18 protein-coding genes are annotated in these 18,921 nt (G+C 64.7%); 13 read left to right on the top strand and 5 right to left on the bottom strand.

Annotation, left to right across the window (positions count from 1 at the left end; translation table 11 throughout):
- Nucleotides 1–30 precede the first annotated feature (30 nt).
- The gene (locus CLV78_RS03965; protein WP_106203436.1) at nucleotides 31–504 is read left to right on the top strand and encodes an acyl-CoA thioesterase; all 474 of its coding nucleotides are present in this window, start codon (nucleotides 31–33) and stop codon (nucleotides 502–504) included.
- A gap of 4 nt (nucleotides 505–508) precedes the next feature.
- Here CLV78_RS03965 and CLV78_RS03960 read toward each other — a convergent pair whose 3' ends face one another.
- Together CLV78_RS03960 and dksA are read right to left on the bottom strand one after the other, a co-directional pair.
- The gene (locus CLV78_RS03960) at nucleotides 509–1,678 is read right to left on the bottom strand and encodes an FAD-dependent monooxygenase (RefSeq protein ID WP_106203435.1); all 1,170 of its coding nucleotides are present in this window, start codon (nucleotides 1,676–1,678) and stop codon (nucleotides 509–511) included.
- Nucleotides 1,679–1,787: 109 nt separating this feature from the next.
- On the bottom strand, nucleotides 1,788–2,210 hold the full coding sequence (gene dksA / locus CLV78_RS03955) for an RNA polymerase-binding protein DksA (protein WP_106203434.1): 423 nt from the start codon (nucleotides 2,208–2,210) through the stop codon (nucleotides 1,788–1,790).
- A gap of 219 nt (nucleotides 2,211–2,429) precedes the next feature.
- Between dksA and CLV78_RS03950 the strand changes: the two genes are divergently transcribed.
- The 6 genes from CLV78_RS03950 (at nucleotide 2,430) to CLV78_RS03925 (ending at nucleotide 8,304) form a co-directional block, all read left to right on the top strand.
- Nucleotides 2,430–3,269, top strand: coding sequence for an AAA family ATPase (locus CLV78_RS03950; RefSeq protein ID WP_106203433.1), 840 nt, complete (start codon nucleotides 2,430–2,432; stop codon nucleotides 3,267–3,269).
- A 116-nt stretch (nucleotides 3,270–3,385) separates the two neighbouring features.
- Complete coding sequence (locus CLV78_RS03945; protein WP_106203432.1) at nucleotides 3,386–3,802, top strand: Fur family transcriptional regulator; 417 nt, start codon at nucleotides 3,386–3,388, stop codon at nucleotides 3,800–3,802.
- A 364-nt stretch (nucleotides 3,803–4,166) separates the two neighbouring features.
- Nucleotides 4,167–5,042 carry a DMT family transporter gene (locus CLV78_RS03940; RefSeq protein WP_106203431.1) on the top strand — a complete coding sequence of 292 codons (876 nt, stop codon included), beginning with the start codon at nucleotides 4,167–4,169 and terminating at the stop codon, nucleotides 5,040–5,042.
- A 42-nt stretch (nucleotides 5,043–5,084) separates the two neighbouring features.
- Nucleotides 5,085–6,359 carry a phosphopyruvate hydratase gene (gene eno, locus CLV78_RS03935; protein WP_106203430.1) on the top strand — a complete coding sequence of 425 codons (1,275 nt, stop codon included), beginning with the start codon at nucleotides 5,085–5,087 and terminating at the stop codon, nucleotides 6,357–6,359.
- Nucleotides 6,360–7,068: 709 nt separating this feature from the next.
- Complete coding sequence (locus CLV78_RS03930) at nucleotides 7,069–7,803, top strand: class I SAM-dependent methyltransferase (protein WP_106203429.1); 735 nt, start codon at nucleotides 7,069–7,071, stop codon at nucleotides 7,801–7,803.
- A gap of 72 nt (nucleotides 7,804–7,875) precedes the next feature.
- Nucleotides 7,876–8,304 carry a cupin domain-containing protein gene (locus tag CLV78_RS03925; protein WP_106203428.1) on the top strand — a complete coding sequence of 143 codons (429 nt, stop codon included), beginning with the start codon at nucleotides 7,876–7,878 and terminating at the stop codon, nucleotides 8,302–8,304.
- Between the two features lie 99 nt (nucleotides 8,305–8,403).
- On the opposite strand, the gene CLV78_RS03920 is transcribed toward CLV78_RS03925, so the two are convergent.
- From CLV78_RS03920 to CLV78_RS03910, 3 genes are all read right to left on the bottom strand, one after another.
- On the bottom strand, nucleotides 8,404–9,573 hold the full coding sequence (locus CLV78_RS03920; RefSeq protein ID WP_106203427.1) for a pyridoxal phosphate-dependent aminotransferase: 1,170 nt from the start codon (nucleotides 9,571–9,573) through the stop codon (nucleotides 8,404–8,406).
- A 66-nt stretch (nucleotides 9,574–9,639) separates the two neighbouring features.
- Nucleotides 9,640–10,683, bottom strand: a complete 1,044-nt coding sequence (locus CLV78_RS03915; RefSeq protein ID WP_106203426.1) for an ABC transporter substrate-binding protein — start codon at nucleotides 10,681–10,683, stop codon at nucleotides 9,640–9,642.
- Nucleotides 10,653–12,038 (bottom strand): sensor histidine kinase, encoded by a 1,386-nt coding sequence (locus CLV78_RS03910; RefSeq protein WP_106203425.1) that lies wholly within the window; start codon nucleotides 12,036–12,038, stop codon nucleotides 10,653–10,655. The genes CLV78_RS03915 and CLV78_RS03910 overlap by 31 nt, the downstream gene beginning before the upstream one ends.
- Before the next feature lie 576 nt (nucleotides 12,039–12,614).
- Between CLV78_RS03910 and CLV78_RS03905 the strand changes: the two genes are divergently transcribed.
- The 6 genes from CLV78_RS03905 (at nucleotide 12,615) to CLV78_RS03880 (ending at nucleotide 18,902) form a co-directional block, all read left to right on the top strand.
- Nucleotides 12,615–13,598 carry a tripartite tricarboxylate transporter substrate binding protein gene (locus CLV78_RS03905; protein ID WP_106203424.1) on the top strand — a complete coding sequence of 328 codons (984 nt, stop codon included), beginning with the start codon at nucleotides 12,615–12,617 and terminating at the stop codon, nucleotides 13,596–13,598.
- A 174-nt stretch (nucleotides 13,599–13,772) separates the two neighbouring features.
- Entirely contained in the window at nucleotides 13,773–14,258 is a 486-nt protein-coding gene (locus tag CLV78_RS03900) for a tripartite tricarboxylate transporter TctB family protein (protein ID WP_106203423.1), read from the top strand.
- A 10-nt stretch (nucleotides 14,259–14,268) separates the two neighbouring features.
- On the top strand, nucleotides 14,269–15,780 hold the full coding sequence (locus tag CLV78_RS03895; protein ID WP_106203422.1) for a tripartite tricarboxylate transporter permease: 1,512 nt from the start codon (nucleotides 14,269–14,271) through the stop codon (nucleotides 15,778–15,780).
- A 113-nt stretch (nucleotides 15,781–15,893) separates the two neighbouring features.
- Entirely contained in the window at nucleotides 15,894–17,084 is a 1,191-nt protein-coding gene (locus CLV78_RS03890; RefSeq protein WP_106203421.1) for a CaiB/BaiF CoA transferase family protein, read from the top strand.
- Nucleotides 17,081–17,872, top strand: a complete 792-nt coding sequence (locus CLV78_RS03885) for a citryl-CoA lyase (protein WP_106203420.1) — start codon at nucleotides 17,081–17,083, stop codon at nucleotides 17,870–17,872. The genes CLV78_RS03890 and CLV78_RS03885 overlap by 4 nt, the downstream gene beginning before the upstream one ends.
- Complete coding sequence (locus CLV78_RS03880) at nucleotides 17,862–18,902, top strand: AbrB family transcriptional regulator (RefSeq protein WP_106203419.1); 1,041 nt, start codon at nucleotides 17,862–17,864, stop codon at nucleotides 18,900–18,902. Before CLV78_RS03885 ends, CLV78_RS03880 begins: the two co-directional genes overlap by 11 nt.
- Nucleotides 18,903–18,921 lie beyond the last annotated feature (19 nt).

Raw genomic sequence — 18,921 nt, 5'->3', positions numbered from 1 at the left:
CAGGAAATACGGAAACGCGACGAGGCCGCCATGACACCGCCCTTCCTCACACCCTTGTCGGCACAGGACCTTCGCGCCGCTGGCGTCCCGCCGGAATGGCGCTACGGGATCCGAGACCGCGTCCGGTTCTCTGAACTGGACGCACTGAACCATGTGAACCACACGGCCTACCTGCGCTGGTTCGAAAGCCTGCGGTTGCCCTATTGCCGCGCGTACGGCATCTCCGACTATGACGAGGCCTCTCCGGATCTGGTGCTGAAATCCGTCGGCGCCACCTATCATGCGCCGATGTTCATCAACGAGGATTACATCGTCACCGCCCGAACCACCCGGTTTCGCCGCACGAGCTTTCGTATGGAATACGCTGTTTTTGCACCGGAATGTCGGATCGAGGGATTCGCGCTCGTAGTGTTGCTTCAACGAAATGGCGAGGGGCGTTTTCCACTGACCGACACCATGAAGCAAACGCTCATCGAACGTGATGGTGCCGTTGCAGAGGCGTGAGCCCTCAATATGCGGTCACGTCATGGGTGTAGAGCCACTCGAAACGGTCCACCATGAAATCGGGTGAGGCTTGGCCGATCATGCGCAAGCCGGTATGCGCGATGGCCCGAATCGGGGCCGCGCGAAGGTGGTAGTTGCGGGCGTTGCTGGTTGCGGCATCCACGATCCGGCGCGCCCGCGGTGCACGGATATCCTGATACCAGGCCAGCGCGGCGGCGACGCTGTCGTGGGTCGCGAGGGCATGGGCGAGAACCCAGGCATCCTCCAGCCCGAGACACGCGCCCTGTGCCAGGAATGGCAGCGTCGGATGCGCGGCGTCGCCGGCCAACACTGCATTCCAGCCATACCATTCCGTGGCGACAGGATGCTTGAACAGCCCCCAGACCATCACGTCCTGAACCTGCTCCAACCAACCGCGCACGGGGTGACCAAAATCCGAGAACACCTTGCGGAAGGTGTCCGGGTCACCGCGATGGTTCCAGCCCTCTTCTGCCCATTCCCGGCGCTCCTGCACCCCGACAAGGTTGAGCAGCGTACCGTCCCGCAGCGGATAGGCCACGAGATGTTTGCCCGGCCCCATGAAAACGTGCGCTTCCGGCGCCACCGACCCCTTTTCGATCGGCAACAATGCTCGCCATGCCACGTGGCCGGTAAACTCTGGTGTGGACTCTCCGGACAGCGCCGCGCGCAGGCGAGAATGCAACCCGTCCGCCGCGATCAGAAACGGGAGTCGTTCCGGATCCTTGCCATCCACGAAGATGACCGGCTCCCGGCTGTTGAGGTGAACCGAGGCGACGTGCACGCCAAGGTCGAACCGAACGCCCGCCTCCCGCGCGCCCTGCTCCAAGACCCCGATCAGGTCGGCCCGGTGTACCAGCCCGAAACGGCCGAATTTCGCCAGGTCCAGCCGCAGCACCTCCGCGCCACGGGCATAGTCTCGCAGGACCGCCCCCCGCGACGCGGTGGAGATCTCTTCGAAGGCCTTGCCCAGGCCGAGCGCTTCCAGAACGACCCCGCCATTCGGGGAAATCTGCAACCCCGCGCCAACCTCTGTGACCTCCGGTGCCTGTTCGATCACCCGCACCGACGCGCCACGCATGGCCAGCGCCCGCGCTGCCGCCAGCCCTGCCACGCCGGCACCCAGAATGGTGATCTCGCGTCCAATCAGATTCATCCTGCCTCCAACAGAAAACGCCGGGTGTCGCGCCCGGCGTTGACCTTCGAATGCTTCAACATCCGGTTCTGGAAGTCTTACAGGCCGCTTTCCGGCCGCGCCACAGCGCTCAATCGTCGCGGTGGACCTTCTCGCGCCGCTCGTGGCGCTCCTGCGCCTCAAGGCTCAGCGTGGCGATCGGGCGTGCGTCGAGACGCTTGAGCGAAATCGGCTCGCCCGTGTCCTCGCAATAGCCGTATTCGCCCTCGGCGATCCGGCGCAACGCGGAATCGATCTTGCCCACGAGCTTGCGCTGGCGATCCCGGGTCCGCAGCTCAAGCGCGCGATCGGTTTCCTCGCTGGCACGGTCGGCGACATCGGGAATGTTGCGGGTGCTGTCCTGCAAGCCCTCGATGGTGTCGCGACTATCTGCCAGAAGGTCTTCCTTCCAGGCCAGAAGCTTGCGCCGGAAATACTCCAGCTGCAGCTCGTTCATGAAAGGTTCGTCTTCTGCGGGACGGTAGTCGTCCGGCAAAAAGGTTTCCTGTTTCATCCCTGCTCCCTCTCGCGCTGGATCCTGCGGTACGGGGTCTTCACCGTTGTCCGGCTTCAATTCTGGCACTTGGTCTTCCGTCACAGGCATCGTGGCTCCCTTGGCGCGGTTCCTACTCCAAGCGTAGCGGGTTGTCACTGACAAAAAGCAAAGGCAGTGTAGCGCAATCGCGTGACGGGGTCCGCGTGAGGTTTGTCAGTCAAAAGGCCGGAAAGTCACATGAAATTCGCAGGCACCGAGTCGTATGTCGCCACGGAGGACCTCAAGGTCGCCGTGAATGCCGCAGTCACTCTCGAACGGCCCCTACTGGTGAAGGGCGAACCGGGCACCGGAAAGACCGAACTCGCCCGTCAGGTCTCTGCCGCGCTCGGTCTGCCGATGATCGAGTGGCATATCAAGTCGACCACCCGCGCCCAGCAGGGATTGTACGAATACGACGCCGTCAGCCGGTTGCGCGACAGCCAGCTCGGCGAAGAGCGGGTGCATGACGTCGCCAACTACATCAAGCGCGGGAAACTTTGGGACGCCTTCGCGGCAGACGGCAAGGTCGTCCTGTTGATCGACGAGATCGACAAGGCCGATATCGAGTTTCCGAACGACCTTTTGCAGGAACTCGACCGGATGGAATTCCACGTCTACGAGACCGGCGAGACCGTCCGTGCCGTCAACCGCCCCATCGTCATCATCACCTCCAACAACGAGAAGGAACTGCCTGACGCCTTTTTGCGCCGCTGCTTCTTCCACTACATCCGCTTCCCCGACATGGAGACGATGAAACAGATCGTCGAAGTCCACCATCCGGGCATCAAGCAATCGTTGCTGACCACGGCGCTGACGCAATTCTACGAGATCCGGGACCAGCAGGGACTGAAGAAAAAGCCCTCGACCTCGGAGGTGCTGGACTGGCTGAAGCTGCTGCTGGCAGAGGATCTCGACGCGGGCGACCTCAAGCGGGACGGGGCCGAAACCCTGCCACGGCTCCATGGCGCGTTGCTTAAGAACGAGCAGGACGTGCACCTTTTCGAGCGGCTTGCCTTCATGGCGCGGCGCCAACGCTGAGCCGGACAGGCTGCCCGCCATGCCACCGGGGGTCGGGCCCGGTCCCGCCGCGCAGCGGGTTTTCCTCGCCGGAGCGATCCGATAGTCTGCACCTTCGAGAGCAAGGGTTTGAGAGCATGAGCGTGTCGATTCTCGACAGACTGGAGGCGAAGGGCCTTCGCATGACCGGGCAGCGCAAGGTGATCGCAGAGGTGCTCTCCTCGGCGACGGATCATCCCGATGTGGAAGAACTCCATGCCCGCGCCACAGCGCGCGACCCGCGCATTTCGATCGCCACGGTCTACCGGACGGTCAAGCTCTTCGAGGAGGCCGGCATCCTGGACCGGCTGGAATTCGGGGACGGGCGCGCGCGCTACGAGGACGCCGACCGGGAACACCACGACCACCTCATCGACATGAATTCGGGCGAGGTGATCGAGTTTTGCGACCCCGAGATCGAGGCCTTGCAGGAAAAGATCGCAGAGCGCCTTGGCTATGACCTGAAGGGCCACAAGCTCGAACTGTACGGCGTGCCACGCAAGCGGCGCACCTGACGGCGCCTGCCAAGCGCATTGTACACGCCGGTACTTGCTGTGGCCCAAGCCTATCTGGACCTTGTCAGTGATCGGCACGCCGTCTTGCCCGACATTCGGTGCTGTTTTTCAACGTCCCTGCCCCAAATATCTTCCGTCCTGTTAGCTACCCCGCCGCAACAGAGGATCCAGGGTCAGCCGGACCAGGTCCTTGCGGCCGTTGCACGGAGAGGCACTTTTGCAGCGTTCGACAGCGGGACCGTTGCATCCCATGCAGGGCGGGTTTTCAGGCCCAGCGGCGCTTTGGCGCTTTGTTATCGCCCCCAAACCGGTCTAGAGAGCGCTAAAACGCGGTTTCATGGCCCAAAGGTCCCGGATTTTCCGAATGAACAACCTGCGCGGTGCGCTTCTGATGATCGGTTCCATGGCCGGGTTTGCGCTCGCCGACATGCTGATCAAACAGGTCTCCACGCGGCTGCCCGTCGGACAAATCCTGCTGATGGTCGGCGCCGGCAGTTCGCTGCTCTTCGGCGCGCTGGTCCTCTACAATCGGCAGTCGCTTGTGCCGCGCGAGATCCTGCATCCGGCCGTCATCATCCGGAACCTGGGCGATGTCGTGGGTCCGCTCTGCTTCATCACGGCCCTGACGATGATACCGCTGTCCGTCGCGACGACGATCCTGCAATCGGTGCCGCTCCTCGTGACATGTGGTGCCGCCCTGATCCTGGGCGAGTCGGTGGGATGGCGGCGGTGGGCGGCAATCGGTGTCGGGATGGCCGGTGTCCTCTGCATTGTCCGCCCGGGCTACGAGAGTTTCCAGCCGGCGACGCTTCTTGCGGTGATCGCAGCCGTCGCGCTGGCCGCCCGCGATGTCGTCACGCCGCTTGTGCCGCCACGGCTTTCGGCGCTCCAACTGTCGCTCTGGGGCATCCTGATGATGATTCCCACGGGTGCCGCGCTGCTGGCAACCGGCACGCCGCCGATCCCCGTCGCCCCGGAGCTTGGCCTGTCCCTGGTCGGAATCATCCTTCTGGGAGGTGCGGCCTACATGATGATCACGCAGGCAGTCCGGATCGCCCAGCTCTCCGCCGTGGCGCCGTTTCGCTACTCGCGGCTCATCTTCGCAATGGCGCTCGGGATGCTCGTGTTCGGCGAGCGACCGGATGCAATGACCTTCCTTGGTGCCGGCATGATCGTCGGCGCCGGGCTCTACACGCTTGCGCGGGAACGCGCACTTTTCACGGAGGCCCGACAAGGGTAAGAGGGCCTCAAGTTTCATGACCTTACGGAAAGGACCGTCGCAATGAGCACCATCATCGACATTCACGGACGCGAGATTCTTGATAGCCGGGGCAACCCGACCGTCGAGGTCGACGTCACTCTCGAAGACGGCACCATGGGCCGCGCCGCGGTTCCCTCGGGCGCCTCGACCGGCGTGCACGAAGCCGTGGAAAAGCGGGACGGTGACAAGTCCAAGTTCGGTGGCAAGGGCGTCACCCAGGCCGTGGCCGCAGTCAACGGCGAGATCGCGGAGGCGCTGCTCGGCTTCGATGGCCTCGACCAGATCGGCCTCGACAGCGCGATGATCGAACTTGACGGCACCGAGAACAAGGGCCGCCTCGGCGCCAACGCCATCCTCGGCGTCTCGCTCGCCACCGCCAAGGCCGCGGCCGAGTATTCCGGCCAGCCGCTGTATCGCTACGTTGGCGGCACCGCTGCCCGCACGCTGCCGGTCCCGATGATGAACATCATCAACGGCGGCGAGCATGCGGACAACCCGATCGACGTGCAGGAATTCATGATCATGCCCGTCTCTGCCACGTCGATCCACGACGCCGTGCGCATGGGCTCGGAGATCTTCCACACCCTGAAGAAAGAGCTTTCGACCGCGGGCTACGCGACCGGCATCGGCGACGAGGGTGGTTTTGCCCCGGCGCTGTCCTCCACCCGTGACGCGCTGGACTTCGTGCTCAAGTCGATCGAGACCGCCGGCTACAAGCCCGGCGACGACATCGTGCTGGCACTGGACGCTGCCTCCACCGAGTATTTCAAGGATGGCAAGTACGAGATGGCCGGCGAGGGTCTGTCGCTGAGCTCCGAGGAAAACGTCAAGTACCTTGAGGCGCTCTGCAACGACTACCCGATCTTCTCCATCGAGGACGGCTGCGCCGAAGACGACTGGGATGGCTGGAAGCTGCTCACCGAGGTTCTCGGCGACCGCGTGCAACTCGTCGGGGACGACCTCTTCGTGACCAACCCTGCCCGCCTGAAGATGGGCATCGAGAAGGGCGTCGCCAACTCGATGCTGGTGAAGGTCAACCAGATCGGCTCGCTGACGGAGACCCTGTCGGCCGTGGAAATCGCCCACCGCGCCAAGTACACCAACGTCATGTCGCACCGCTCCGGCGAGACCGAGGACGCCACCATCGCCGACCTCGCCGTCGCCACGAACTGCGGCCAGATCAAGACCGGCTCCATGTCGCGTTCCGACCGCCTCGCCAAGTACAACCAGTTGATCCGGATCGAGGAACAGCTGGGCGAGACCGCTCTCTATGCCGGCAAGTCGATCCTGAAGTGATCTGCCGGGGGCGTCTCTCACGGGCCGTCCCCACGCCACGCTGAACACGTCCCGAAAGGGCCGGTCTCCGATCCCGGGACCGGCCCTTTTTGCGACCTCCCGTCCGGTATGATGTCGACGGGGTGCCCACACTTCGGAACAGACTGGTCGTCCAACCGGACGCACGGCCCGATTCTCCCGTTTTGGCTGGGGCCGGAAGGCGCGAGTCTGTCCCGAATGACATCAACCGGCCACCCGATGGGCCCGAAGCGACGGCAGCAAGGTGGGCAGGCTGCCACGCCTTGCGTTTCAGCCCATCTGAGAAAGGCCACTGTACAGGTTTGCCCTCTGCGGGCAGGTCCAACAAGGGAAGTGGCGGCGAGAGCCGGCAATGGTCCGCAGGCGCCATCACAAGATGCGGTCGCCCCCGCCCACGGGCCTTGAGCGTGGCGCTCACCAAATCGCGTGACCCGATGCGGGATCGCGCCTCGCGCGCGGACCACGACGGCAAGCGGGTTTGCCTCTGCCTGCCAGCAACGGCATATTCTGCCCAGACCTTTTGTCACCGCCCCACGCCGGAATCGCACTGGCCATCGGCACCGCCGCCACGAGGAACCCCACATGCGAACCACGGCCGCCCCCTGCCTTCACGTTCTGCGACCCAGCCGCGGCGACGGTCCCCTCAGCCCCATGAGCGTTCACGAACACTGCTTTCTCAAAGCACCCACCCATGGCTGAGCCACTCTACAACGATGCCCGGATTGCCTCCTTCTACGATCTGGAGAACCGCTGGGCACCGGACTTCGACCTCTGCACGGCGCTGGCCGACGGCGCGGGGTCGGTCCTGGATCTTGGGTGCGGCACCGGAGAGCTGGCCGCAGCCCTTGCCCCGGGTCGCCGTGTCGTCGGTGTCGATCCGGCGCCCGCCATGCTCGCGATCGCAGCCAGTCGCCCCGGCGGCGGTGCCGTGACCTGGATCGAGGGCGACGCCCGGAAGCTCTCTCTCGGGGGCACATTTGAATTGGTGTTGTTGACCGGACATGCCTTTCAGGTCTTCCTGACCGAAGCTGACCAACTCGCGGTCCTGAAAACGATCCGCGACCACCTCGCACCGGGAGGGCAGTTCATCTTCGACACACGAAACGCAGCACTTCAGCCCTGGGAGCATTGGCAGAAGAACGACCGCAAGCGCTTGACCCATCCCGAGCTCGGCCCGGTCACGATCTGGACGGAAACCACTTTCGACGCCGCACGTTCGGTGGCTCGGTACGTGAAACATTTCCACATCGAGTCCACCGGGCAAACCCTTTCTGCGCCATCAGAAATCCGGTTCGACGATCAACCGCATATTGCCGATGTCCTCGCCCGATCCGGGCTTGCGCCCACCCGATGGCTCGGCGACTGGTACGGCACCGATTGGCGGCCGGACAGCCCCGAGATCATTCCCGTCGGAACGCTCGGATGATCAACACCAACGCGCATCCTTCGCTCGCGGGGTCGGGCGCCGGTGCCCGGCCCTACCCCACGGAGACCCGACATGACGCCTGAACAGATCATCACGCGCCTCGGCCTTGAGCGCCATCCCGAAGGCGGTTGGTATCGCCAGACCTGGGTGGAGGGCGGCACCTCCGGACGCCCTGCGGGAACCGCCATCTACTACCTGCTGGACCGCGATCAACGCAGCCATTGGCATCGGGTCGACGCGACCGAGATCTGGCACTTCTATGCCGGCGCACCGCTGATCCTTGCCCTGAGCGAAACGGAGGACGGCCCCGCGCAAGAGCATATCCTCGGCCCGGCGCTTGCGGATGGTCAGGCCCCGCAGGTCATCGTGCCCGCCAACCACTGGCAGTCGGCACGACCGGAGGGAGGCGGCTGGACACTGGTCGGCTGCACCGTCTCTCCCGGGTTCCGTTTCGATGGGTTCACGCTCGCGCCGCCGGGGTTTGACATTCCCCGGCGCTGAACGGCATCGCTCCCCGCTCGCGGAGAATCTCCGCCCGCTCTCGCGCCGTCCGCGGGAACGGCCGAGACCCGGCACACCGGATCCCGCGCAGGCGCCGGTTTATCCCCGCGCCAGGAACCCGTGCATCCGCTCCACCGCGCGCTCGATATCCTCCTGGCTCGCGGCGTAGCTCAGGCGTATGTATCCCTCGCCGAGAACCCCGAAATCCGGTCCGCCGATTGTCGCCACCCCGGTTTCCTCCAGCAAAGAAGAGGCCAGGTCCTTGGCCTTCCATCCTGTCTCCGAGATGTTCGGGAAGGCATAGAAGGCCCCCTTGGGCGTGATGCAGCTGACCCCGGGCAAACCGTTCAACAGCTCGACCACCAGCTTCCGCCGGGCATCGAATGCCGCCACCATCTCGCCCACGGCATCCTGAGGGCCGGTCAGCGCCTCCAGCGCAGCGAACTGCGCCGGCGCGTTCACGCAGGACCAGGCATTGACCGCGAGTTTCCGGGCCTTGTCATAGAGGTCATCGGGCCACACCGAATACCCCAACCGCCAGCCGGTCATCGCGTAGGTCTTCGACCATCCGTTGAGTAGGATCAAACGGTCGCGGATCTCGGGGTAGCGCAGCAAGGTGACGTGTTCCTCGCCGTCATAGAGCATCTGGTCGTAGATCTCGTCCGACATCACCGCGACTTGCGGGTGCTCCGCCAGGCCGGCGACCAGCTTGTCCACCTCGGCTTTTGGCGTGACGCCTCCACAGGGGTTGGCGGGGGAATTCACGATCAACAGCCGTGTCTGCGGCGTGATCAGCGACAGTGTTTCCTCCGCCGAGAAGCCAAACCCATTCTCCTCCCGGATCGGGACCGGAACCGGGCGCGCGCCGGTGAACTCGATCATTGAGCGGTAGATGGGAAAGCCCGGATCGGGATAGAGGATGTCGACGCCCGGTTCGCCGAACATCAGGATGGCGGTGAACATCGTCACCTTGCCCCCCGGCACTACCAGCACGTTGTCGGGCGAGACCTCTTCGCCGAACCGCCGATCTAAGTCGGCCGCGACCGCCTCCCGCAGCGCCGGGATGCCCACGGCCGGCGTGTAGCCATGCTGCCCGTCCCGCAGCGCCTTGATTGCCGCCTCCACGATATTGGGCGGGGTCGGGAAGTCCGGCTGACCGATTCCGAGGTTGATGACATCCATTCCGCTCGCGGCCAGCGCACCTGCTCGCGCGAGGACGGCAAAGGCGTTCTCCTCCCCGATCCGGTCGAATCCAGCGATTGTCTGCATGCCTGCCCCTCCGAATTTCTGTTGCCCTCACAGACCCTTTCCGGCCCCGGTCGTCAAGCCGATGGCTCAGCGCTGCAGGATCGCATCCTGCCATTCCGACAGGAACCGTTTCCGCTTCAACGGATCGAGAAAGACCAGCAGCCCCGGACCGATCCGGATGGGGCGCCGCGCGCCCGGATCGCCCCCTTCGCCGCTCGCAAGGATCGGGGCAAAGGGCGTGCCATCGCCCTGTTCCAGCCACTCCCAGTTCGCCGCGATCAGGAAATCCACAAAGCTCCCCGCAAGCGCGGGGCTTTCGGCGCTGGTGGGGATGACCGCAGTGCGCAACATGACAGTGGTGAAATCCTGCGGCTCGACCACAACGATCGGATCGCCCAGTGCCTGCCGCGCGCGCGCGTAGCTACCGAGCACGTTGTAGGCCACGGCGATGTGCCCCTCCGCCACGTCCTGGATCATCTGCGAGGAGCAGCAATAAAGCTCGGCCCCCATCCGGCCAAAGACCTCCGTCAGGCGCCAGTAGATCTCCGAATTCCGGGAATCCTGCGTGGCGAAAAGATATCCCAGCCCGCTCTCGCGCACGTCATAGGTTCCGATACGGCCCTGAAAACGCTCCGAATGGCTCCGCAAGAGCGAGATCAACGCCTGTCGGGTGCGCGGAACCTCCAGCCCGTCGAAGGCGCTCGGAGAGACGACGATGGTCGCGGGCTCCTGCGTGAACGCAAAGACCTGGTCGCGCCAGTTGGCCCAATCGGGCAGCCGCTCCGTATCCGCCGACCGATGGGTACGGACCAACCCGTCGTTCGCCAGCTTGGTCTGAAGATCCATCGCCGAGGACAGGGCGATGTCGAATGCCGCCCCCTCCACGCGGAGCGCCCGGTCAAGCTCGGCGCTGCTGACCACGGAATAGTCCACTGCAACTCCCGGCGCCTGCGCCTGAAAGGCCGATGCTAGGGGGGTGAAGATCTCGGTATCGGTGGTGGAAATCACCTTCAGCACGGCACCGTCTGTGCCGTCGGGCGACGGGAAGAGCCGCTGCTCCTCGATCTCGAACGCCTGTGCGGCGGCCGTGACCACGACGCTCAGCGCGATGCCAAGACCAACGAGACGCATGCGCCCTTCTCCCCTGTACGGTTCCGGAGGCCCAGCCCGCCGCCATGGGCGCGGGCCACATCCTCCGCGATGGTCAACCCGAGGCCGGATCCCACTGTGCCTTCCGAATTTCGACCGCGCGCGAAACGACGGGTCGCATTGTGAAGGTCTTCATCGCCGAATCCCGGCCCCTCGTCCAGCACCCGCACCACGGCACGCTCCGACCCCGCCTCAAGCTCTACCTCGATGTCGCTTTCTGCAGGCGAATACTTGATCGCATTGTCGATCACGTTGCCGATCGCGCTCTGAACGAGGATCGCGTCGCCCGGGATCGACAGGCGATCCGGCGAGGTTACCGTGACCACGATATCCTTCAGACCGGCCACCGGTCGCAGCCGCTCGACGGTTTCCATCACCAACTCTCGCAAGTCGATCTCCCGATGTTCGAGCTGGTCCGATCGGAAGGTGATCATGGCGTGGTCGAGCAACTGCCCCGCCGCGCGCGAGCTTTCGTCGATGGCCCGGATCATGTCCTTGAGCGACTGGCGGTTCTCCGGTTTCTCCACCCTTTGAAGCGCTACCTCGGCCTGCGCCCGGACTGTCGCCAGAGGCGTTCGGACACGGTGCGCGGCCTCCGCGATGAAATCCTCCGACCGGCTCAGCGTGATCTTGAGCCGCGCGATGAACCGGTTGAGCGACCGCACAAGCGGCACCATCTCGCTGGGCACCGAGCCGGTCACCGGGCGCAGGTCCTGTGGCCCACGACGCGACACCGATCCGGTCAGAACATTCAACGGCCGCACCGTCGATTGCGCCGCCAGAACGGCAAAGAGCGCGGCAATGGCGAAGAAACCGATCCCGAGCACCAGCGAATCGCGCGAGATCTGCCGGATGCGCCGCATGTGGCCGCTGCGGGTCTGCGCGACGGAGACGACGACCTCCACCGGCCCTCCTTCAAGCGCGATGCGGCGACTGGCCGACACCATTCGAACCGACTCGCCGGCATAGGTTCCGGTTGCCGCCACGCTGCCGATCTCACCCTCCGACAGCCCCATATCGGGCAGATCCGCATAGCCCGTCAACATCTCTCCATTGGCAAGAATGCGATAGAACACCCTGTCATCGCTCACATTTCCCAACATCGACAGCGCCGAATAGGGGATATCGGCTACGATTTCTCCTTCCTGGACCGTCACTGCATCAAGGATCGACGTGACCGAGGCCAGCAGTACGCTGTCCTGCGATTCCTCGGCCACCTCGCGGGCGAAATTCTGCACCACGGCAAAGAGCAACCCCGCGAGAAGTGCGGCACTGAAGAGAAGTTGCAGCGTCAGGCGTCGGCGGATCGATCCACTCGGTTGGACGTCGGCGGTCATGCCCAGGGCCCCTCAGATCCGACAACAGGCAGCGCCAATGCGGGCACACCTTCCGGAGCAACAATGGTCACGCCCTTGCCCACAGCGAACGCGGCCAGGCACGAATGCTGATTCGGTCGGCCGTTGAATTGGCGATACACACCATTCTGATGTGATGCTTCCACCCCACAGACAATCATGGCAGGCGTCAGAATCGCATCGGCTGCGCCGGTGGGAACGCCTCTCGCACCCCGCGATCCAGTTGAAGACGCCGGAAAGGAGATGCGCGGGGAGCTCGGGAACAGCGGCACTCCTACTCGCTCAATCCTCGGCCCTGCTTCGGCGCGCTCCATGCAATTAATTATTACTCTTTCACAATGACCTGAAAGTATTTCTTCACGTTGATCAGAATTCGCTCCGATCCCCCCGACCGGCGCGGGGGATTGCCCGTATTCCCTCGAACGAAGATGGCCCATCGCTCCTCCCCCTCGCAACCTGACACTCCGTGACAGGATCGTGTCAGGTTCACGTGTTTGCCTAGGGCATTCCGAAAACGGCGGCATCAGACCGCCATGCGTACCATAGTGGGAGGACACCATGACGCAATTCAACCTGACCCGCCGGGTCATGATGGCAGCGACCGTCGCCGCGTTGTCGCTGGGCGCCAACAGCGCGACCGCCGAACAGGTCGTCGACAGCATTCACTTCCTGATCCCCGGCGGCGCCGGCGGCGGCTGGGACGGCACCGCACGCGGCACCGGAGAGGCGCTGACCAAATCGGGCCTCGTGGCGAATGCGTCCTACGAGAACATGTCCGGAGGCGGCGGCGGCAAGGCCATCGGCTTCCTGATCGAGAATGCCGACAGCCAGCATGGCACGCTGATGGTGAACTCCACCCCCATCGTGATCCGGTCGCTGACGGGTGTCTTCCCGCAGAACTTCCGCGACCTGACACTCGTGGCCGGCACCATCGGTGACTACGCCGCGATGGTCGTGGGCAAGGACAGCCCGATCAACTCGATGACCGACCTCATCGCGGCCTACAAGGACGACCCGCGCGGCACTGCCATCGGCGGCGGCTCCGTTCCCGGCGGGATGGACCATCTCGTGGCGGCGATGGCGTTCAAGGCGGCGGGCGAGGATCCCACGGCGGTGAAGTACATTCCCTATGATGCCGGCGGCAAGGCCATGGCGGCACTCCTGTCGGGAGAGATCTCGGCACTGTCCACCGGCTTCTCGGAGGCTGTCGATCTGGCTAATGCCGGCGAAGTGAAGATCATCGGCGTGACCGCTGACGAGCGCGTTGACGCCTATGCCGATGCGCCGACGATGAAGGAACAGGGTATCGACACCACCTTCGTCAACTGGCGTGGCTTCTTCGCCGCCCCGGGCCTGCCCGAGGACAAGCTGGCCATGTACCAGGACGCGATCGCCAAGATGTACGACACTCCGGAGTGGGAAGAGGTCCGTGGCCGCAACGGCTGGGTCAACATCCACAACAATGGCGAAGACTTCCGCACCTTCCTGGAGGAGCAGGAACAGGTCATTGGCGACCTGATGAAGGAACTCGGCTTCCTCTGATCCGTCACGAACAACCCCTGGCGTGCCCGCCCCCGGCGGGCGCGTCGACCGTCCTGACCGCCTCGGCTGAACCAATCGAACCGCCGCGCATGCAACAGGACACCGGGACAACGTGTGGGCGGCTGCCGCCCACGACATGCCCAATCACCAACACAACGAAACGGGAGGGGACCAATGGCGCTGGATCGCTGGATCGCGCTGATCATCCTGATCATCTGCATGGCCTACGGATACGCGGCCTTCTTCACCATGGACGCCGACCTGCCGCCCTTCATGAGACACAACCCGATCTGGCCGAGCACCTTTCCAAAGGTCCTGTCCGTCATGGCCATTCTGACCTCGCTGGTCATCCTGCTCGGGCTTGAGAAACACTCGGGAGAGGCCAAGGTCCCCGACATCGATCATACCCGTCTGCTTGAGTACAACCTGGCACCGGCGCTGGCATTGCTCGTCCTCATGGTCGCCTATGCATTACTGCTGCGACCTGCCGGGTTCATCCTGTCCACCTCCGGCTTCCTGATCCTTGGAGCGGCGATCCTCGGCGAGCGAAAGTTCCAGTACCTCATTCCCATCGCGCTCCTTGCCACCGGCGTCGTCTGGTACCTTGTGCAAGGCGTGCTTGGCATCTTCCTGCGGCCATTGCCGTACTTCATGGGCTGAGGAGAGAGACATGCTCGAAGGAATTCTCATCGGCCTGTCGACGGCCCTCTCGATCACCAACATCCTGATGGTCATTGGCGGATGCCTGATCGGCACCTTCATCGGCATGTTGCCGGGGCTGGGGCCGATGTCGATCATCGCCATCATGATCCCCGTCGCCATCTCCATGGGCGACCCGGCGGCCGCGCTGATCCTGCTTGCCGGGGTTTACTACGGCGCGATCTTCGGCGGCTCGACATCCTCGATCCTGCTCAATGCCCCGGGGGTGGCCGGCACGGTCGCGTCGAGCTTCGATGGCTATCCGATGGCCCGCGCCGGGAAGGCCGGCAAGGCCCTCACCATCGCCGCCATCGCCTCCTTTGCCGGGGGCACCATCGGCGCGCTGCTGTTGATGGTCTTCGCGCCCATGCTCTCCTCTGTCGCGCTGCTGTTCCACTCTGCCGAGTATTTCGCGCTGATGGTCGTCGGGCTGTCCGCCATCGCGGCCTTCGCCGGAACCGGGCAGGTCGCGAAGGCACTTCTGATGACGCTCCTGGGCCTGATCATGGCCACCGTGGGCGAAGGCGCGCTCTTCAACATGCCGCGTTTCACCATGGGTATCATGGACCTCCAGTCGGGCTTCGGTTTCATCACGCTCGCCATGGCGATGTTCGCCCTGCCGGAAGCAATCTTCCTCGTTCTGAAGCCCGCGGATGCCCATGGCGACGGCGGCAAGATCACCGAGTTGCGGATTTCCCGGGAGGAAGGCCGCAAGATCGCACCCGTCATCGGCCGCCAGTCATTGCAGGGATTCTTTATCGGAGTACTGCCGGGCGCCGGCGCCACCATCGCCTCTTTCCTGGGCTACGCGGTGGAGCGCAATATTGCCACCAAGGAGGAACAGGAAGAATTCGGCAAAGGCTCCATCAAGGGGCTCGCGGCGCCGGAATCCGCAAACAACGCGGCCTGTACCGGCTCCTTCGTGCCGCTGCTCACGCTCGGCATTCCGGGCTCCGGCACGACTGCGATCCTTCTGGGGGCGCTGATCGCGCTCAACGTCACCCCCGGCCCGCGCCTGATGATCGACGAGCCGCAGATCTTCTGGGCGGTGATCATCTCGATGTACCTGGGCAACCTTGTTCTGCTGATCCTGAACCTGCCCTTGATCCCCTACATCGCCAAAGTGCTCGAAGTGCCGCGCAACTACCTGATACCCTTCATCCTCTTCTTTACGTTGATGGGGGCCTATATCGGGCAGAACAACGCGACCGAACTTCTGATCCTCGTGGGGTTCGGGGTCTGCGCCACGGTGCTGCGCTTTGCGGATTACCCGCTCGCCCCGCTGCTGATCGGGTTCATCCTGGGGTCCATGCTTGAGGACAATTTCGCCCGCTCCATGCAGCTCTTCGACGGTGTCAGTTTCATTTGGGAACGCCCGATGACACTGGGTCTGCTGGTGATCGCCGCCCTTCTGGTGGTGCTGCCGAGCTACCGGGCCCGCCGGGCCCGCGCCCGACAGCAAGGCGTTGCCGACGGCGATTGACATCTCCGGTGCAGGCGGGAAACTTCCGCCTCGCCATCCACCGCCCGCACCCAGACCACGGGCGCCAAGCAGCGCGAGGCAGTCCCCTGCCCGGCCAACCACCCGAGTGATCCATGACGCCCGCCCCCCTCTCCGGTATCCGCGTGCTCGACCTGACCAATGTCCTGGCCGGTCCCTATGCCTGCTACCAACTTGCGCTTCTTGGCGCCGAGGTGATCAAGGTCGAGCGCCCCGGCACCGGCGATCTCGCCCGGCAACTGGGTGCCGATCCGGCACGCAATGCGGCCAACATGGGCATTTCCTTCCTCGCCCAGAATGCCGGCAAGAAATCGGTCACGCTCAACCTCAAGGCAGAGGCCGGGAAGGACCTGCTCAAGCGGCTTGTCCGGGAGGCCGACGTGTTGGTGGAAAACTACCGTCCCGGTGTGATGGATCGCCTCGGGCTGGGCTATGGCCCCCTCTCTGCCGAGGCCCCCGACCTGATCTACTGCGCGATCACCGGGTTCGGACAGGCCGGCCCGTGGAAGGACAACCCGGCCTATGATCAGATCGTGCAGGGCATTTCCGGTGTGATGTCCATCACCGGGGACGCCGACAGCGCACCGCTCCGCGTGGGCTATCCGCTGGCCGACACGATCGGCGGCATGTCCGCCGCCTTCACCATCGCGGCCGCGCTGAACGCCCGTCCGCGCGGGGCCTTCCTCGATATTTCCATGACCGATTCCGTCATCTCGACGATGGGATGGGTGGTATCCAACCACCTCATTGGCGGGGTTGAACCGGCGGCGAACGGGAACGAGAACACGACCTCAGCCCCCTCCGGGACCTTTCGCACCCGGGATGCGCCGATCAACATCGCCGCAAACCGGGACGAGCAATGGCAGAGCCTGGCCCGGCATCTCGGACGGGAGGACCTGCTGCATCACCCCGACTATCGCACCCGGGAGGACCGCAAACGCAATCGCCATGCCTTGCGCGACGAACTGGAGCGCGTCCTGATCACCCGTCCGGCCGCCGATTGGGTGGCGGACCTGTCCGCGCTTGGCGTCCCCGCCGGCCCGGTGCATACGGTGCCGGAGGTGCTGGCCTCCGAACAGATCGCGGGGCGCGACCTCCTGGCCCGATATGACAGCCCAGAAACGGGCGCGATCGAGGTCACAGCAGCCCCGGCGCTGATCGACGGCATTCGCCCCAAGGCGCTGGCGCCGCCGCCTGAACTGGGCCAGGACAACGCCGCCATCTACGGCGCGCTCGGCCTCTCCCCCCGCGAAATCGCCGAGCTTTCAGAAAAGGGCGTGATATGAGCTCCGACACTGCCTCCGGGCGCAATGACGTCGCCGATTGGTGGCGCACCTCGATCATCGACATGGAGCCGGGACGCATCGCCTTTCGCGGCACCGAGATCCAGGACCTGATCGGAAAGGTCTCCTTTCCGGAGATGATCTGGCGCATGACCCGCACCGACATCCCTACGCCCGGGCAAACCCGCCTGCTGGAAGCCGCCCTCGTGGCTGCCGTGGATCACGGGCCGCAGGCGCCCTCCATCGCCACGGCGCGCATGGCCGTGACCTGCGGACTGCCGCTCAACAATGCCATGGCCAGCGCGGTCAACACGCTGGGTGACGTTCACGGCGGCGCCGGGGAACAGGCGGTGGAACTTTATGCCCATGTAGAAAGCTACGACGGCCCGGTGAGCGCGGCGCTCGACGCATGGATCGCGGCGCGCGGCAAGATCATCCCCGGCTTCGGGCATCGGTTCCACAAGCCGGTCGACCCGCGGGCGCCCCGCTTGCTGGCCCTTGTCGAGGAGGCTCGCCAGCAGGGCGCATGCGACGGGTGCCACGCCGCGATCGCCACCGCCATCGAGGCCGAACTAGCCGACCGCAAGGGCACGCCCGTTCCGATGAACATCGACGGCGCCACCGCCGTCATCTTCGCTGAACTTGGGTTCGCCGCACCGCTGGCGCGGGGGATCTTCTGCCTGTCGCGGTCCGTCGGAATCCTCGCCCATGCGTGGGAACAGATGCAGCAGGGGGGCCGCAACAAGGGTCCGACACCGCCGGCCTACCGCTGGACATACGATGGCGACTGACCGGGGTGCGCTGCGCGACCTCGGCGTCACGTTGGCACTCTCCGGTCTCGGCGCGGGTCTCTTTGCCGTTGTCGGCATGCCCGCCCCTGCCCTGACGGGGTCGGCGACGGCGGTGACACTCGCGGTGCTTGCCGGGCTGCCGATGCGTATCCCGACGTGGCTGCGCGATCTCTGCTTTGTCACGCTCGGCCTCAATATCGGGTCCTCGGTCACTCCGGACGTGCTCAGGGCGGCGGCCACATGGCCGCTCAGTTTTGCCGTGCTGGCGGTGACCCTGTTCTGCTCCCTTTTTGCCAGCCGGGCCGTGCTGGAGCGTGGTTTCGGCTATGACCGCACGACCGCCACGCTCGCCTCGACCCCGGGTCACCTCGGCTATGTTCTGGGCCTGACGGCGGATATGAAGGCGGATATCGTCACCATCAGCCTTGTCCAAAGCACACGGGTCCTGTTCCTGACCCTCGTTGTGCCACTTGTCGTGACGCTGCTTTTCGAGCCCACCGGCGCAACGGTGTTGCCGCGCAGCGTGGTCACCCCTCTCTCTCTGGGTCTGCTCTATGTCGCCGCATTCGCGCTCGGATTGGTGTTCCTGAAACTGAAACTGCCCGCCGCCTTCCTGCTCGCCGGGATGGCGGCCAGTGCGGCCGGTCACCTGGGAGAGATCACCCCGGGGCGGATGCCCGACGCGCTCGCCGTCGCCGCGCTGCTGGTGATGGGGGCGCTGATCGGCACCCGGTTCCGTGGCGCCGGAATGGTGGCGTTCCGCAATTGCATCCTGGCCGGTCTCTGCATCACCGGCATCGCGCTGGCCTTTGCGCTGCTCGGCGCGACGGTGGTGATGGCGACCCTTGGCCTGCCCATCGACATGCTGATCGTTGCCTTCGCACCGGGCGGGGTCGAGGCCATGGCGGCCATTGCGATCCAGGCCGGGCTTGATCCGACCTTCGTCGCCGCCCATCACGTTGCCCGGCTTGCGCTGCTGACGGTCATGATCCCGCTCCTGGCACGCCATACGCTTGGAAAGACCGATTGACCCGCGTGCCTGCGCCGCG

This window comes from Aliiruegeria haliotis (genome assembly GCF_003003255.1).
Taxonomy (GTDB): domain Bacteria; phylum Pseudomonadota; class Alphaproteobacteria; order Rhodobacterales; family Rhodobacteraceae; genus Tropicimonas; species Tropicimonas haliotis.
This window is presented reverse-complemented; position numbering and strand designations above follow the sequence as displayed.